This window comes from Streptococcus oralis, assembly GCF_023611505.1.
In the GTDB taxonomy this organism is placed as follows: Bacteria; Bacillota; Bacilli; order Lactobacillales; family Streptococcaceae; genus Streptococcus; species Streptococcus oralis_CT.
The window spans coordinates 778,614-794,064 of record NZ_CP097843.1; the positions used below are offsets into that span (position 1 = coordinate 778,614).

The 15,451-nt window shown below is 36.6% G+C and carries 16 protein-coding genes; 13 read left to right on the forward strand and 3 right to left on the reverse strand.

Annotated features, from left to right (window positions below):
• From M9H69_RS04085 to M9H69_RS04140, 12 genes are all read left to right on the forward strand, one after another.
• Window positions 1-234 carry a hypothetical protein gene (locus tag M9H69_RS04085; RefSeq protein WP_000840776.1) on the forward strand — a complete coding sequence of 78 codons (234 nt, stop codon included), beginning with the start codon at window positions 1-3 and terminating at the stop codon, window positions 232-234.
• Window positions 235-236: 2 nt separating this feature from the next.
• The gene (locus M9H69_RS04090; RefSeq protein WP_250315993.1) at window positions 237-824 is read left to right on the forward strand and encodes a CPBP family intramembrane glutamic endopeptidase; all 588 of its coding nucleotides are present in this window, start codon (window positions 237-239) and stop codon (window positions 822-824) included.
• Between the two features lie 129 nt (window positions 825-953).
• Entirely contained in the window at window positions 954-1,544 is a 591-nt protein-coding gene (locus M9H69_RS04095) for a type IV toxin-antitoxin system AbiEi family antitoxin domain-containing protein (protein ID WP_250315994.1), read from the forward strand.
• Window positions 1,544-2,380, forward strand: coding sequence for a nucleotidyl transferase AbiEii/AbiGii toxin family protein (locus M9H69_RS04100; protein WP_250315995.1), 837 nt, complete (start codon window positions 1,544-1,546; stop codon window positions 2,378-2,380). Before M9H69_RS04095 ends, M9H69_RS04100 begins: the two co-directional genes overlap by 1 nt.
• A gap of 282 nt (window positions 2,381-2,662) precedes the next feature.
• Window positions 2,663-2,962 carry a hypothetical protein gene (locus M9H69_RS04105; RefSeq protein WP_003042486.1) on the forward strand — a complete coding sequence of 100 codons (300 nt, stop codon included), beginning with the start codon at window positions 2,663-2,665 and terminating at the stop codon, window positions 2,960-2,962.
• Window positions 2,952-3,440: a hypothetical protein gene (locus M9H69_RS04110; protein ID WP_250315996.1), complete on the forward strand. Its 489-nt coding sequence runs from the start codon at window positions 2,952-2,954 to the stop codon at window positions 3,438-3,440. Before M9H69_RS04105 ends, M9H69_RS04110 begins: the two co-directional genes overlap by 11 nt.
• Complete coding sequence (locus tag M9H69_RS04115; protein WP_250316169.1) at window positions 3,440-5,317, forward strand: VirD4-like conjugal transfer protein, CD1115 family; 1,878 nt, start codon at window positions 3,440-3,442, stop codon at window positions 5,315-5,317. Before M9H69_RS04110 ends, M9H69_RS04115 begins: the two co-directional genes overlap by 1 nt.
• A gap of 20 nt (window positions 5,318-5,337) precedes the next feature.
• Complete coding sequence (locus tag M9H69_RS04120) at window positions 5,338-5,580, forward strand: hypothetical protein (RefSeq protein WP_000627865.1); 243 nt, start codon at window positions 5,338-5,340, stop codon at window positions 5,578-5,580.
• Window positions 5,581-5,596: 16 nt separating this feature from the next.
• On the forward strand, window positions 5,597-6,457 hold the full coding sequence (locus M9H69_RS04125; RefSeq protein WP_250315997.1) for a conjugal transfer protein TrbL: 861 nt from the start codon (window positions 5,597-5,599) through the stop codon (window positions 6,455-6,457).
• A gap of 53 nt (window positions 6,458-6,510) precedes the next feature.
• Window positions 6,511-6,870 (forward strand): PrgI family protein, encoded by a 360-nt coding sequence (locus M9H69_RS04130; RefSeq protein ID WP_050078386.1) that lies wholly within the window; start codon window positions 6,511-6,513, stop codon window positions 6,868-6,870.
• Window positions 6,821-9,178, forward strand: a complete 2,358-nt coding sequence (locus M9H69_RS04135) for a VirB4-like conjugal transfer ATPase, CD1110 family (protein ID WP_250315998.1) — start codon at window positions 6,821-6,823, stop codon at window positions 9,176-9,178. Before M9H69_RS04130 ends, M9H69_RS04135 begins: the two co-directional genes overlap by 50 nt.
• 11 nt (window positions 9,179-9,189) lie before the next feature.
• The gene (locus M9H69_RS04140; protein WP_250315999.1) at window positions 9,190-12,003 is read left to right on the forward strand and encodes a phage tail tip lysozyme; all 2,814 of its coding nucleotides are present in this window, start codon (window positions 9,190-9,192) and stop codon (window positions 12,001-12,003) included.
• Between the two features lie 34 nt (window positions 12,004-12,037).
• Here M9H69_RS04140 and M9H69_RS04145 read toward each other — a convergent pair whose 3' ends face one another.
• Genes M9H69_RS04145 through M9H69_RS04155 form a run of 3 tightly spaced genes read right to left on the reverse strand, consistent with a single transcriptional unit; the run spans window position 12,038 to window position 13,131 of the window.
• Window positions 12,038-12,646, reverse strand: a complete 609-nt coding sequence (locus tag M9H69_RS04145) for a hypothetical protein (protein WP_250316000.1) — start codon at window positions 12,644-12,646, stop codon at window positions 12,038-12,040.
• A gap of 1 nt (window position 12,647) precedes the next feature.
• Window positions 12,648-12,812, reverse strand: coding sequence for a hypothetical protein (locus tag M9H69_RS04150; protein WP_000201399.1), 165 nt, complete (start codon window positions 12,810-12,812; stop codon window positions 12,648-12,650).
• A gap of 55 nt (window positions 12,813-12,867) precedes the next feature.
• Window positions 12,868-13,131, reverse strand: coding sequence for a hypothetical protein (locus M9H69_RS04155; protein ID WP_250316001.1), 264 nt, complete (start codon window positions 13,129-13,131; stop codon window positions 12,868-12,870).
• Window positions 13,132-13,428: 297 nt separating this feature from the next.
• On the opposite strand from M9H69_RS04155, the gene M9H69_RS04160 reads away from it, so the two are divergent.
• On the forward strand, window positions 13,429-15,450 hold the full coding sequence (locus M9H69_RS04160; RefSeq protein WP_250316002.1) for a bacteriocin-associated integral membrane family protein: 2,022 nt from the start codon (window positions 13,429-13,431) through the stop codon (window positions 15,448-15,450).
• Window position 15,451: the final 1 nt, after the last annotated feature.

Below are 15,451 nucleotides of genomic sequence, written 5' to 3' on the forward strand. Positions count from 1 at the left end.
ATGGCTGAACGATTTTGGGAGAACTTGTCCATTATTTTGGCTGAAAGAAATATCAGCTGGATTGAGTTAACCAGAAAAATGTTTGCGGGAGAGTTTCACTATCCAAGTGAATTGAATCGTTTGTATCAAAAGATTCGCCACTATAAGATGGAACAACGAATGCCTCAAAGTCCATGGGTAGAAAGGATTGTGCAGGTATTAGATTTAGATTATGAAGATTTATTTCGGAGGTAACTATGAAAAGAATAATTCCAGTTTATATATTCCAACAAGTAAATGTCTTATTGGTATCTCTATACTTACTGAAATTTCTTTGTATCGGTGAGTTAACTATACTACAGATTCTCTATGGTTCGTCACTCATTTCTTTTTTATGGATGTATGGCCAACGTAAACAAGCTCATAAGGTCAATATGAAATCTAGGATGAAATGGCTTGGTATTGGATTCGTTAGCCTACTGATTATAAGTCTATGTTTTAGCCTAATCCATGCTCGAGGAACTACGAATCAAGCAAACTTAATTGGCCTTCAACATCAAGTCCCTTGGTTTTCATTTTTATTGTTCTTAATCAATGCGAGTATGGTTGAAGAATTTCTGTATCGAGAAATTTTATGGAACTTGGTTAGAAAATTAGATATTCGAGTTGCTTTGACAAGTGTTTTATTTGCCTTAGCACATCATCCAGGAACCATTCTAGCTTGGTGTTTATATGTTTCACTTGGGATGTTTTTAGGGCTTGTACGCTACAAATCGGACTTATGGGGCAGTATGGGGCTACATTTGGTGTGGAACCTATCAGTCTATGTCTTATTTTTTCTTTAATAATAGCTGGTCTGTCTTAAGCATGGATTAATTTTGAAATAAATAAACTAAATGAATTGATTTTAAAGAAATAAAATGCTAACATATATAGCAGGTGTTAGCATTTTATTTCTAAGAAAGGAGAATGATATGGTTGATAAAAGAGAGAAACTGATGAACTCTTTCAATCAGTATGGTTTTTTAACTTTTAAACAAGTAATAGATGAAAATTTACACTACAAAACCTTATTAAAAATGGTTGCAGAAGGAAAAATCGATGCTGAAGAAAAAGGCTTATATCGCTTACCTGATATTTATTTAGATGAGTGGTTTGTTCTTCAGTATCGATTTCCAAAGGGAATCTTTTCTTTGGAGACAGCACTTTGGTTACATGGTTTATCTTTGACTATCCCTTTTAACATGATGATGAGTTTTCCTTATGGTACGAATACCAAAAACATTAAGGAAGCAGATATACGTCCTATTATTTTACGCTCTCACTATAGTGAAGGAATTATTGAAATAGAGCGTCTTCCTGGCCAATTTATTAAAGTTTATGAAGTTGAACGAGTTTTGGTTGAGTGTCTAAGACCAGTTCATCAGGTGGATCTTCAAATTATTGCACCAGCGTTTAAGAAATATTTTCAACAGAATCAAATTCATTTACACAAATTATTTTATTATGCCCAGCTATTTAAAGTAACTGATAAGTTACAATCTTATACGGAGGTACTATCTTAATGTTTTCAAATGCGAATAGCTTTAAAGCAAAAATCAAAAACATTTCAAAAGATAAGGGAATTCCAGCTCAACAAGTACAACAACATTATTTAATTGAGCAAGTGTTAAAGCTGATTTCTACTAGTTCTTATAGAGATTCCTTCATTGTAAAAGGAGGGTATCTAATAGGTCAAATGATCGGACTAGATAAGCGAACCACAATGGATTTAGATGTCACTCTGAGGGGAACCGAAATGAGCAGAGAAAATTTGATTCATATCTTTGAAGAGATTCTTTGTTCTAAAACTGATGGATTTTCATTTTCAGTAGATAAGCTAGAACCTATTCGCCAAGATGATGAATATGGAGGATTTTCATTAAAATTAAATGCAACTTTTGATACATTAAAAGAGGTTGTTTTTATTGATATTACTACTGGTGATAAAATCACACCAAGAGAAATTACTTATTCAATGACTTCTATCTTTACTAATGAAAGCATCAAGATATGGACATATAATCTAGAGACTGTACTTGCTGAAAAGTTAGAAACGATCATCAGTAGGGGATTGTCTTCGACACGCCCACGTGATCGATATGATCTTTTCACCTTGTATAAACTTAGAAAAGAAGAGATTAATCTAGAAGTATTAAAAAATGCACTTGAGAATACGGCAGAAAAACGTAAAAGTAAAGATACTATTTATAATTGGGAAGAACAAGTGAGAGGAATTGAAATTTCTGATTATCAGAAAGAGCTATGGATTCGTTATCAACGCCAATTTAAGTATGCTAAAGATATCTCATTTGATAACTCTGTTTATGTTATTAGGGAAATTATGCAACAAATATTTTAGTACAAAAGTAACTTATTAGTAAAGCAGTGAGTTGCTTTTTTTATTCCAATAACTCCAAAAATGTGATAAAAATTTCAACTACTCTTATCTATAATAAAGTTACCTGTTCTTTGAAAATTGAATCCACTCCGTCTTGATTAGCGTGCCTGTGTAAGTAGGGACTGAGAGTATTTCCCTGTGAAGGGCAACTGGCACAAGACGTGTGTGAGAATTTTCTAACAGACACGGAGTTTATCGTTACCAGACTTAAACGATGCGACAAACTAGATAAAGGAGTTAATCATGAAGGTTGTAAACTTGTATGATTTGAAACAAATGGGAAATAAGGGTGGTTGTACCATCCAATTGATTCATCACTTTCCCTTTGGTATGGGTTTAGGACATCTCAAAAAAGACTACATTGAATTTAAACGAGTTGGTATCTTTGATGGGAAGGCAGTAGAAGTCACTCTTCGAGAACCTTATTCGAGAGATCTACTGCAGGTTGTCAAGTCGATTAAGCAACATCAGAAATTGATAGCTTATCGTTATAAAGAAGGAAAACTGCTATTTGTGAAGAAGGAGGCATCAGATGTCCTCTGAACAACAGGAACGAATGGCAGTTCAATATGCTGAGCGTAGTCTTTTATTTACTGTAAGAAGTCTCTTAAAGATTCTAGAATGGTCTAGACGTCAGGCTTTAGCACAGGATTCTGCCTATAAGATAGGAGTACAGAAATTAGAAGAAATGCTACAATCTCCTTATTCGATTGATACGATTAATCTGAATAAAGATTTTTTAGACAAACCAATTGATATAGAGAAATTTAAAGCTTTTTTAGAAAAAGAAGAGATTCCTTTAGCCATCGCTTGGCAAGGGGATTCTCTGCATTTCTACACGAAAGACCGTTCGATTCTAGACAATCATTTAGACCATCTGTTAGAAAAAATGGTTAATGATCCGGAGAAATTAGCTGATTTTACCATGGATAAGTCATTAGACGATGCAATTGATGAGGCTAAATCCCAAATTACCTTTAGACAAGAAGGAGCCGTCAAACAGAAAGAGATGGTGAGATGATGTACAGTGGAAAGAAATTCCTACTATTCTCACTGTTAGGTATCTTACTAGGCTATCTTTTTCATCGTTTGACGCTTTTATATGATTCCTATACTGGAAATAGCTTAGATAAATGGACTCATCTTCTAATGGAAGGTCAAGATAAAGTTCTTCAGTCGCCATGGAATGTTTCCTTTACTGGAAAATCAAGTGCTTTTTTTCTACTAGGCTTTGTTATGATGCTGCTGGTTTATCTCTATTTAGAGACTGGAAAAAAACAATACCGAGAAGGGGTAGAATACGGCAGCGCCCGTTTTGGAACTCTAAAAGAAAAGAAGCTCTTTTACGGTAAGGAATTTTCTCATGATACGATCTTAGCACAAGATGTTCGTCTGACATTATTAGATAAAAAACCAGCCCAATATGATAGGAATAAGAATATTGCGGTGATTGGAGGTTCAGGAAGTGGGAAGACATTTCGCTTTGTGAAACCCAATCTTATTCAGATGAATAGTTCTAATATTGTAGTGGATCCTAAAGATCACTTGGCCGAAAAAACAGGCAAACTCTTTTTAGAACATGGCTACCAAGTAAAGGTGTTAGATTTAGTCAATATGAAGAACTCAGATGGCTTCAATCCTTTTCGCTATATAGAGACAGAAAATGATTTGAATCGCATGCTGACAGTTTATTTCAATAACACCAAAGGCTCTGGCTCCCGTAGTGATCCATTTTGGGATGAAGCTTCTATGACTTTGGTACGAGCTTTAGCCTCCTACTTGGTCGATTTCTATAACCCACCTAAAACAAGAGAACAGCTCATAGAAGAAAGTCGTTTAAGTCAAAAAGAATACCAAAACTTGTTGAAACGTCAAAAAAAAGAAGTGGAAGAGCGAAAAAAACGAGGGCGTTATCCAAGTTTTGCTGAAATCTCAAAACTCATTAAACACCTATCCAAGGGTGAAAACCAAGAAAAAAGTGTCTTAGAAATTCTATTTGAAAATTATGCTAAAAAGTATGGAACTGAAAATTTTACCATGCGAAATTGGGCAGATTTTCAAAATTATAAGGATAAGACTCTGGATTCTGTTATAGCTGTAACCACTGCTAAATTTGCCCTCTTCAATATTCAAAGTGTCATGGATTTGACCAAAAGAGATACCCTTGATATGAAGACATGGGGCAAGGAAAAATCAATGGTTTACCTAGTTATCCCAGATAACGACAGTACCTTTCGCTTTCTTTCAGCCCTCTTTTTTTCAACAGTATTTCAAACTCTAACAAGACAAGCAGATATTGATTTTAAGGGTAAATTACCTCTTCATGTGAGAGTCTACTTAGATGAATTCGCAAATATCGGAGAAATCCCAGATTTTGCTGAACAAACCTCAACAGTTCGTTCTCGTAATATGAGTCTCGTTCCCATTCTTCAAAATATTGCCCAACTTCAAGGACTCTATAAAGAAAAAGAAGCTTGGAAAACCATTCTTGGGAACTGTGATAGCTTAGTCTACTTAGGTGGGAATGATGAAGATACCTTTAAATTTATGAGTGGCTTACTCGGTAAACAAACCATTGATGTTCGAAATACTAGTCGTTCCTTTGGCCAGACAGGTTCAGGATCCCTTTCTCATCAAAAGATTGCTCGTGATTTAATGACACCTGATGAAGTCGGAAATATGAAACGGCATGAATGCTTGGTTCGAATTGCCAATATGCCTGTCTTTAAAAGCAAAAAATACAATTCCACTAAGCATCCAAACTGGAAGTACCTAGCCAATCAAGAAACAGATGAAAGGTGGTGGAACTATCAAATCAATCCTTTGAATCAAAGACAAGAAAATCATCTTGAAGGCCTTAGAATTCGTGATTTAACTTTTGAATCTAGTTTAAAATAAAAATAGAAAAGAGGAAATAGATGATTACGCATTTTAAAGGTTTTGTTTATGGAGTAGACGCAAGTGCTATGTTTGCACAAGCTATGTCTTTGTTACAGAAGGGATTGATTGCGGTTGGTGCCTTTCTCGTTGTTGTGGGGATTGTCAACCTTGCAACCAACATTAAAGATGGTGGACCAGGTGTTCGGAATGCCATTCTTGAAATTGTCGGTGGAGTTATGGTAGGGGCTGCTGGAGCCTTTGTAACCCAGATTTCAATTTAGGAGGATAAACAATGACATGAATCTTAGTTTAGTCTCACCCTTTGTTTACCTTGCATCTGAAAAAATATCAGCTGAAAATTTATTTGAAGGATTTAATGTAGATTTACAATCTACGGTAGATCTGATTAAATCTCTATCTAGCTACAATCCAACTGTTTGGACTTATATGTCTAGTATTACTAAAAGTGTCATGCAGCCTCTTGGAGTTGCGATTTTATCAGTTGTTCTCATCTTAGAATTTTCGAAGATGGCAAAGAAAATTGCTAACTCAGGTGGAGCGATGACCTTTGAAGCATTAGCGCCGATGTTGATTAGTTATATTATGGTCGCAGTTGTAATTACCAATACTACCGTTATTGTAGAAGCTATCATCGGTATTGCGAGTCACGCCATTGAACAAGTGGCCTCGATTGTGGCTCACGGTCACGGTGGGGCAAAGTATGATACACTCTCTGGATTAAAAGGTTCAGGATTTATTGGCCGGATGATTGTGGGCTTTTTCGCCCTCCTCATTTGGCTTGTTCGGATAGTAAGTGCAGCCATGGTTAATCTTTTGGTATCTATTCGATTTATTCAACTCTACCTTATGATTCCATTTGCCCCTCTTACGATTCCAACATTTTTAAGTGATGAATGGAAGTCTATTGGTATTGGCTATTTAAAAAATATTATGGTTTATGCGGTACAAGGGGTTCTCATTTTTCTGATTGTTTCTCTTGTTCCTTTGTTTGAATCTGCTGGGAAAATAGCTGTTTCAAATGGTGCAGGAGTCTTGCAATCACTTGCGATTATGTTTGGTAGTTTGGTACAAGCTATCTTACTGATTATTGCCCTCGTTGGTTCTCAACGTACGGCTCGCTCAATTTTAGGTATGTAATTAGATAAAGGCTAGGAAGTGATTGCTTCTTAGCCTTTTTAGAAAGGAAAGTCATGAATACACGTGTCTTTAAAGACATCTCAAAATACCAACACAGGGCTTGGTTAGGTTTCACCACAAGACAAATCATCTTTGTTTTACCAGCCTTTATTGTCACAATTATTGTTTTGGGCTTGAATCTCTTTTTCTGGCAATTTGGAGATTGGTTTGTTTACGGTTTTGTGTTTGCCTTTACCATCCCCCTCATGCTTTTTGGAGTCTATAAACCCAATGATTTATATTTTGAACATTATTTGAAATACCGTCTTCATTTTGAACTAACGATACCCCTACGCACAATTTCAGGAAAGAAAGGACTTGAACATGAAAAGAAAATCAAATACATTAAAGAAACAAAAAACTTCAACGACTAATAAAAAGGAAGAAGTTAAAGATAAAAAAGAGGAAGTGTTACCATCAACGGCTAATACTCTTTCCTATCAAGCCTTGTATCAAAATGGTCTGATGCAGGTAAAAGAAGATTATTTTTCACAAAGCTATTTACTTGGTGATGTCAATTACCAGACCGTTGGTTTAGAAGATAAGGGTGCAATCATTGAGAAGTATTCTGATTTGATTAACTCTCTAGATGATCAAACCAACTTCCAATTGACTATCTTTAATAAAAGATTGAATTTAGAAAAGTTTAGACAAAGTGTTTTGTATGAGGAAAAAGAAGATGGATATGATACCTATCGTAAAGAATTGAATCGGATGATGAATCAGAATTTAGACAGTGGTGAAAATAACTTTTCAGCTGTGAAACTGATTAGCTTTGGAAGAAAGGATACTAATCCCAAACAAGCCTATCGTTCCTTGTCTCAAATTGGAGAATATTTCAAGAGTGGTTTCTCAGAAATTGATGCACGATTTGAATCCTTGGCTGGTGAAGAGCGTGTCAACTTGTTGGCGGATATGCTTAGAGGAGAACACCATCTTCCTTTTTCTTACCGTGATTTAACGAAATCGGGTCAGACAACTCGTCACTTCATAGCACCTAATCTCTTGGATTTTAAAAATAAGAATTACCTACAAATCAATGACCGCTTATTACAGATTGTCTATGTGAGAGACTACGGTATGGAATTAGGTGATCAGTTTATTCGAGACCTCATGCAAGGAGATCTGGAATTGATAGTGAGCCTTCATGCTCAAAGTTCGACTAAGGCGGATGCTATGAAGAAACTACGCACAAAGAAGACCTTGATGGAATCCCAAAAGATTGGGGAACAACAAAAACTAGCTCGTACAGGTATCTATTTGGAAAAAGTAGGTCATGTATTAGAAAGCAATATCGATGAAGCTGAGGAACTCTTAAAAACCATGACCGAGACAGGAGATAAACTATTTCAGACAGTCTTTTTGATTGGGGTCTTTGGTCAGGATGAAGAAGAACTCAAACAAGCCCTAGACACTATCCAACAAGTCGCCGGCTCAAATGATCTAATGATTGATAAACTTCCATATATGCAAGAAGCAGCCTTTAATAGTTTGCTGCCATTTGGTTGTGATTTTTTAGAGGGAGTATCACGGAGTTTATTAACGTCCAATATAGCAGTGAACTCACCTTGGACTTCAGTAGACTTACAAGACCGTAGTGGGAAATATTACGGTATCAATCAAATATCAAGTAATATTATTACCATTGATCGCAGCCTATTAAATACACCGTCTGGTCTGATTTTAGGAACATCTGGAGCTGGGAAAGGGATGGCAACCAAGCATGAAATTATCACGACCAAAATCAAGGAATCTGGTGAAAATACTGAAATTATCATCGTGGATCCAGAAGCAGAGTACAGTGTCATTGGACGGACTTTTGGGGGAGAAATGATTGATATTGCGCCTGATTCCCAAACCTATCTCAATGTCCTTGACTTGTCTGAGGAAAATATGGATGAAGATCCTGTAAAGGTAAAATCAGAATTTCTTTTATCCTTTATCGGCAAGTTATTGGATAGAAAAATGGATGGAAGAGAAAAATCGATTATTGACCGAGTTACAAGACTCACCTATCAGTCATTTAAAGAGCCTTCTTTGGAAGAATGGGTCTTTGTATTGAGTCAACAACCAGAAGAAGAAGCGCAGAATTTGGCACTTGATATGGAACTGTATGTCGAAGGTTCTCTTGATATTTTTTCTCATAAGACCAATATTCAGACAGGATCTAACTTCTTAATCTATAACGTTAAAAAGTTAGGAGATGAGCTGAAACAAATCGCTCTTATGGTTGTTTTTGATCAGATATGGAATCGTGTCGTTCGGAACCAAAAATTAGGGAAGAAGACCTGGATTTATTTTGATGAAATGCAGCTTCTCTTATTAGATAAATATGCCAGTGATTTCTTCTTTAAATTGTGGAGTCGTGTCAGAAAATATGGAGCCAGTCCGACTGGAATAACTCAAAACGTCGAAACCTTATTGTTAGACCCAAATGGTAGACGGATTATTGCAAATAGTGAATTTATGATTCTTCTCAAGCAAGCAAAAAATGACCGAGAAGAACTGGTTCAACTCTTAGGTTTGTCAAAAGAACTTGAAAAATACCTAATCAATCCAGAAAAAGGGGCAGGACTAATAAAAGCTGGTTCCGTTGTAGTTCCCTTTAAAAATAAGATTCCTCAAGGTACTCAATTGTTTGATATCATGAGTACAGATCCTGATAAAATGGCTTCTAACTAAGGGGAAGGTAAATGAAGGATAAAAGAGAAATCATACGTGCCCGAAAGGCATTTAGAAGAAGTCTAAAAGATGAGAAGATATTCTTGAAAAAAGGAAAGAAGGAGGTGAAGAAACAGAAAAAAGATTCCGCTGTACTGGATGAAAAAAGATGGAAAAAAGAGATAAAGGAAAAGTTAGAGGAGATGAGAGAAGCTTCAAAGGCTAGAGTAAAACAAGCAAATGAAGACTACAATCATATTCTTCAAAATAGTCCTCCATCTCTTTTAAATCGCAAAGAACTAAGAGACAGACGATTGCCTCATGCTAGGAAACGATTGAAAATAGCCAAGAAGCAATTTAAGGAAGCCAAGGTAGAAGCAAAAGAAGAAAGAAAAGAGAGTCGTAAAGAAAGAAAAACCAATCAAAAATTTTTCTACGGTCAGGAATCGAAACATAAATCTAATTTTTTCTTTCAAGGGAAGAGTTTAGAAGAATTAAAAGCTAAGAAAGAAGTCAAGGCCGCAAAAGAGAATCTAAAATCTACTAAACAAGCCTATAAGTCCAAAAAAGTCAGTAGGAAAGCCAAAACTTTTCTTTATGTCCTTGGACGTGAAGGTGGAGAGTTAGCTTCAGATAATGAAAATTTAGAAGGCTATCGCACACTTCAAGAGACAATTAGAAAAGGAAAACGCTACAGTCGCCTTTCTTATAACCTTGGAAAAGCTAGTGTCAAAACAGGACAAGCAACAGGTCGTTTTACCAAGAAAAGACTGACCAACACAAAAGAGCGATACCATCATTTTAGGGATGGAAAAGGATGGAAACTATCGAAAGATAACCCAAGTTCCCTTAAAAATCGGTTTCGAAAATTAAAGAAACAAGGTCTTACAACTGTCCGAAATATCTATCAAAAACTAAAAGTAGCCTTTTCCTTCTTTACATTTGCGGCTGGAAATCCTGTAACCTGGATAGTTGGAGGAATAGTCTTTCTTCTTTTACTTATAATGAGCTTCTTTTTAGGATTTTCATCTGCTAGTTTGATTCAACAAGATGAATTTGAATTAACAAAAGCTTATACCCATCTAACTTGGGAAGATGCAGAACATACTCGCACAAATGACAAAGGAATAACTTATTACACAAAAGTTGATGATGTGATGGGGTATATGAACTTTAAATTCCATGACTATGAGTTACACAAACCAGTTCACTTATTTAGTTCAGAAACTTACAAGGATTATCTGTCTACTTTGTGGCATGATTTAAACGATGGGGATGATTTGAAATCCATGCAAGACCTCTATGAAACTCCTAAGTATAAACTCTCGAAAGACGATCAAGAGGAAATAAAGGAACTAAAAGAAGAGGGTGTCTATGCTTCCATGCAGGAATTGGACAATCCATTTGAGGGGAAAAGCAACGAAGATAGTCTAACCATGACTTATCGTTATGGATACTATGATTTAGATGGAAAACCTACCCTTCAGGAGTATATTCTACTAGAAGCGAAGGCTCACCAAACAATTGTCGCACCAATGGATGGAGTTGTATCTCTAGACGGTGACAATGTTATTCTCACTAACGGAAAAGGAGAGAATGAGAGTCGCTTAACCTTATATTCCATTCATAATGGCCGTGCGATTGAGGGGACAAGAGTCCTAACGGGTGATGTTATTGGTGAAACACCAGATGATACAGGTTTGAAAGTTTCCTATCAAAAATATAAGAACAAGAAAGAAAAATTGGTGTATGTCAATCCGCAATTTTATTTTCCAAAAGTCATTCAACTTCAGACCACTATCTTACCAGCCATTGGTCAGTTTGGTGGGGATGAGTTTGAACGAGCAAAACATATTTATGAGTTTTTGAAATCTCAAGGGGCAAGTCCCCAAGCCATTGCGGCAATTTTAGGAAATTGGTCGGTAGAGTCTTCTATTAATCCTAAACGAGCTGAAGGAGATTATTTATCTCCTCCTGTTGGCGCTACCGATTCCTCATGGGATGATGAAAGCTGGTTAGCGATTGGAGGTCCAGCCATTTATAGTGGTGCTTATCCTAATATTCTTCATAGAGGTCTAGGTTTAGGGCAATGGACAGATACCGCAGATGGGTCAACACGGCATACAGCCTTGTTAAATTATGCACACACCCAAAATAAGAAATGGTATGATTTAGACCTACAACTTGATTTTATGCTTCATGGGGATAGTCCTTACTATCAAAGTTGGTTAAAGGATTTCTTTAAAAATACAGGCAGTGCAGCCAATCTGGCCCAACTCTTCCTTACCTATTGGGAGGGAAATTCTGGTGACAAACTACTGGAAAGACAAACCAGAGCAACGGAATGGTATTACCAAATTGAAAAAGGCTTTAGTCAAACAAATGGAGGACAGGCAAAAAGTGATCCACAATCCCTTGAAGGGGTTAGTGGGGACTTGTATGATCATTCTGTTCCTGGTGGTGGAGATGGTATGGCCTATGCTTATGGACAATGTACATGGGGTGTTGCGGCTCGTATGAACCAGTTAGGCTTAAAATTAAAAGGTAGAAATGGAGAAAAGATTTCAATCATTAATACCATGGGAAATGGTCAGGACTGGGTTGCGACAGCTTCAAGTCTTGGTGGGGAAACTGGCTCTACACCAAGAGCAGGTGCCATTGTTTCTTTTGTGGGAGGTACACATGGCACACCAGCCATCTATGGTCATGTGGCTTTTGTCGAGAAAGTATATGATGATGGTTCTTTCCTTGTGTCTGAAACCAACTATGGTGGCAATCCTAACTATACCTTTAGAAAAATCTCGCAAGCAGATAGCGCCATCAGTTTTGCTTATACGGTGAAATAAAAGAATCATGTCATCAGTTTAGGTGACATGATTCTTATTTTTTATAGAGTGACATATTTAATGCCATAGGTTGATAACTTACTTGATGATCGTCTTTAATCAATTGACTGTAAGCAACAAATCCGAACTGTTCATAAAATTGAATGACTTTAGGATGATTGATACTATCTAAAAATACCATCTGAGTTCCTACAATTGCTCGAAATTCTTCAATTTTTTGAATTACAATTTCAAATAACTCTTGTCCTGATAGTTTATTTAGCTTTGTGTTTTTGCCGAATTGACCGATAAGTATCACAGGAAGATAATCAATATTTTTGGGACTTTTCCCTTTTAGGACGAGTTTCTTTTTTAAGGATTCCTCTAAATCAGAAATATCAACAACTTTGAGAGATAAACTAAAGAATCCTATGATGTTATTTGTTTCAGTTTCTTCAACGATAAAATTACGAGAACGATGTTGTTTTTCAAAATTGGGAGCTTTATCAGATAGATAAGTCAACATCTCTTCATTACCGTTGAAATCAACATTTTCTAAAATGATAGTTTTAAATAGCTCCTGAACTTGTTTCTCAGTTTTATCAGGAGCTAGCACTTGAATATTTTCAAGATATTGCTTAAGTGGTGTTACTTGAATTGTCATCTTACAGATACTTTGAAATGAGTTTATTTTTCGTTGGAGCGGTAGCGTCCTGTGATTCAATAGATTTCAAGACGGCTTGTAGCTTTTTAGATGGTTTATGATTAAGAATTTTTAGAGCATCTTCGTTTGTTAGTTTTATATCACGTGTTAAACTGATTGTAGCCATTTGTTCTACCTCCTGTTTCTACTTAAATTCATTATAGCTTATTTTGAACAAAAGTTCAATCTGAAGATAGTGTATGTTTTCTATAGTGTATAAATCCAAAATAAGTTTTTCTCTTGCATTTGTAGCTCATATTCGTTAGAATAATGGTGTAGATGAGTGGTTGGCTCATGGTCAATATGATAGTAATCTTGGACATAAGGGCCAAGCGGTGGCGGACACCAGAACAAAATCCGATAGCAATCTTGGACGTAAGGGCCAAGCGGTGGCAGACACCAGAATAAACCGACTGACTAGGTGGCTTACAGGTTCTGTAAGTCATCTTTTTTTCTTGGATAATATGAATGGGAAAAACTTGAATAAAATTCGTTAATGACATCTATTTTTAAGGAAAATGTAAAATTCTATTACTAATAATATTTTAGTAAAATATGTTGATAGATTACATAGAAAGTGTTATACTTAAGTTATAAGAAACCGTTTTCAAAATGAAGAAGGATTAAATTTGTTGTCTTGGTGCTCAGGGTGTAATGGATTAAACTAGGAAAATAATTCTAAGAATTTATAAAACATAAAATCTTTGTTCTATAGGGTTATTCTCTTATACAAGGAGTCTACAATGAAGAAACTATTCATATTACTATCAACTTTTTTTCTCAGCTTTTTCTTTGTTTGGATTATTGTCTTACGTGCGCCACAATATTTATATGCAAGCTATGATTCCGTCTCCTTACTTCGTGTCAAAAAGGATACTCAGGAACCAACGCGTGAGGTATTTGAACAGGAATTAGAGAATTTTGCAAACTCAGAACAGAGTTTGATTGCCAGACGGATAGTAGAGCCGAGTAAGGATGGAAGCACCAACTTCACCTATGCGACCTATGGTCAGGGAAGCTTGCCAAAAGAGTTTCAAGTGGCCAGCCAAGAAAGCCGAGAACGGAGCGATCCTCTCAATAGCTACCTTCTCTTATCTGGTTCATTGACCAAGGAAAAATTAGCTGCAAAATTAGATGATTTAGGTTATAAAGCGATTGCAGACCGCAAAACTCCTCCGTATCTTTTAGCTTTTTGGATTGCTTTAAATCCGTTGTTGTTGATTAGTTTAGCTATATTTGGATTAGCTTTCTTTGCTATGGTGATTATCACTCGGATTAAGGAGATGCGGGCTGCAGGGCTTCAGCTCTTTTCAGGACAGACCCTCTTGTCCATTATAGGAAGCGCCTTATACGATGACGTCAAGTGGCTTTGCTTAGCTGGGGGGGGATCCCTTATAGTGGGAGGTGCTGTACTCCTCGGCCAAGGGCTCTTTTATTCCGTTCTTTTAGCAACCTTTAGTATCGGAGTGGGGCTTTATCTTCTCTTTTTATTGGGAATTTCGCTCGTACTGAGCCTGCTCTACTTGATGAGCTTGAGCTACAAGGCTTTGGTTCCTGTGTTAAAAGGACGTTTGCCCCTCAAACGTTTGATGACCTTGACCTTGCTATGTCAGTTGGTTGCTGTCTTTACAGTAGGTTATGCAGTCAAGACTGGCTTGACTTCTTACCAGCGTTTACAGGAACTCCAGCTATCCAAGCAAGCTTGGGAAGATCGAGCAGATTATTACCAAATTTCCTTTGGGATCGGTGATAGAGGAAAAAATGCGGAAAATCAGAGCAAGTGGTATGCCTTTGCCAAGGAAGCAATCGAAGAAGAACAAGCCCTTTATGTAAAGGATAATCTGTTCCATTTTGCCAATCCACAAGGAAAAAATGAACAGGGAGAGACATTGGATACCTATAGTCCGGATGCTAATACGCTCTATGTTAGTCCCAGTTATTTGGAGAAGGAAAAGGTCGTGGTAGATGCTGAGACCAAACAGAAGTTAGCCCATCTCCAAAAAGGTGAGTTTATTCTCTTGCTCCCAGAACATTTGCGCTCTCGAGAAGCAGAACTAAAAAAAATCTTTGAAGAAAGATTGAGTTATTATGGAAAATCTGGTGAGGAGGCAAGTGCTCCTTTGGATTATGAGATGAAAGCGCACGTTAGTTATCTTTCAATGGGAGAAAAGCGGTTTGTTTATAATAACGGTGAGAATCCCGTATCCACTCAGTATTTGACTGATCCGATTTTAGTGGTATTCACGCCGACTTCTACAGGTGATAGTTTTACATCCTTATCTAGCTGGTCTATCAATGCTGGTAAGAATATTTTTGTCAAAGGATATGAAGATGGGATTAAACTCTTGAAAAATGCAGAAATTTATGATCAAGTCTCCTATCTCAAGGAGGGACGAAGTGTTTACCTCGCACGTTACTATGAGGTTCAAACAGAAACTCTAACCCTTATTTTAGGAGCTATTATTGGAATCGCGAGTTCTTTGCTTCTCTTTTATTCTGTGAATCTTCTTTATTTTGAACAATTCCGTCGTGAGATTTTGATTAAACGAATTTCTGGTTTGCGATTTTTTGAAACACACGCTCAGTATATGATTAGTCAATTTGCTAGTTTTGTATTCGGTGCGAGTCTCTTTATTTGGCGTAGTCGGGATTTGATGATTGGATTGGTAACTTTATTAATCTTCCTCGTTATTGCTATACTGACTCTCTACCGTCAAGCACAGAAAGAATCTCGTGTTTCTATGACCATTATGAAAGGAAAATAGG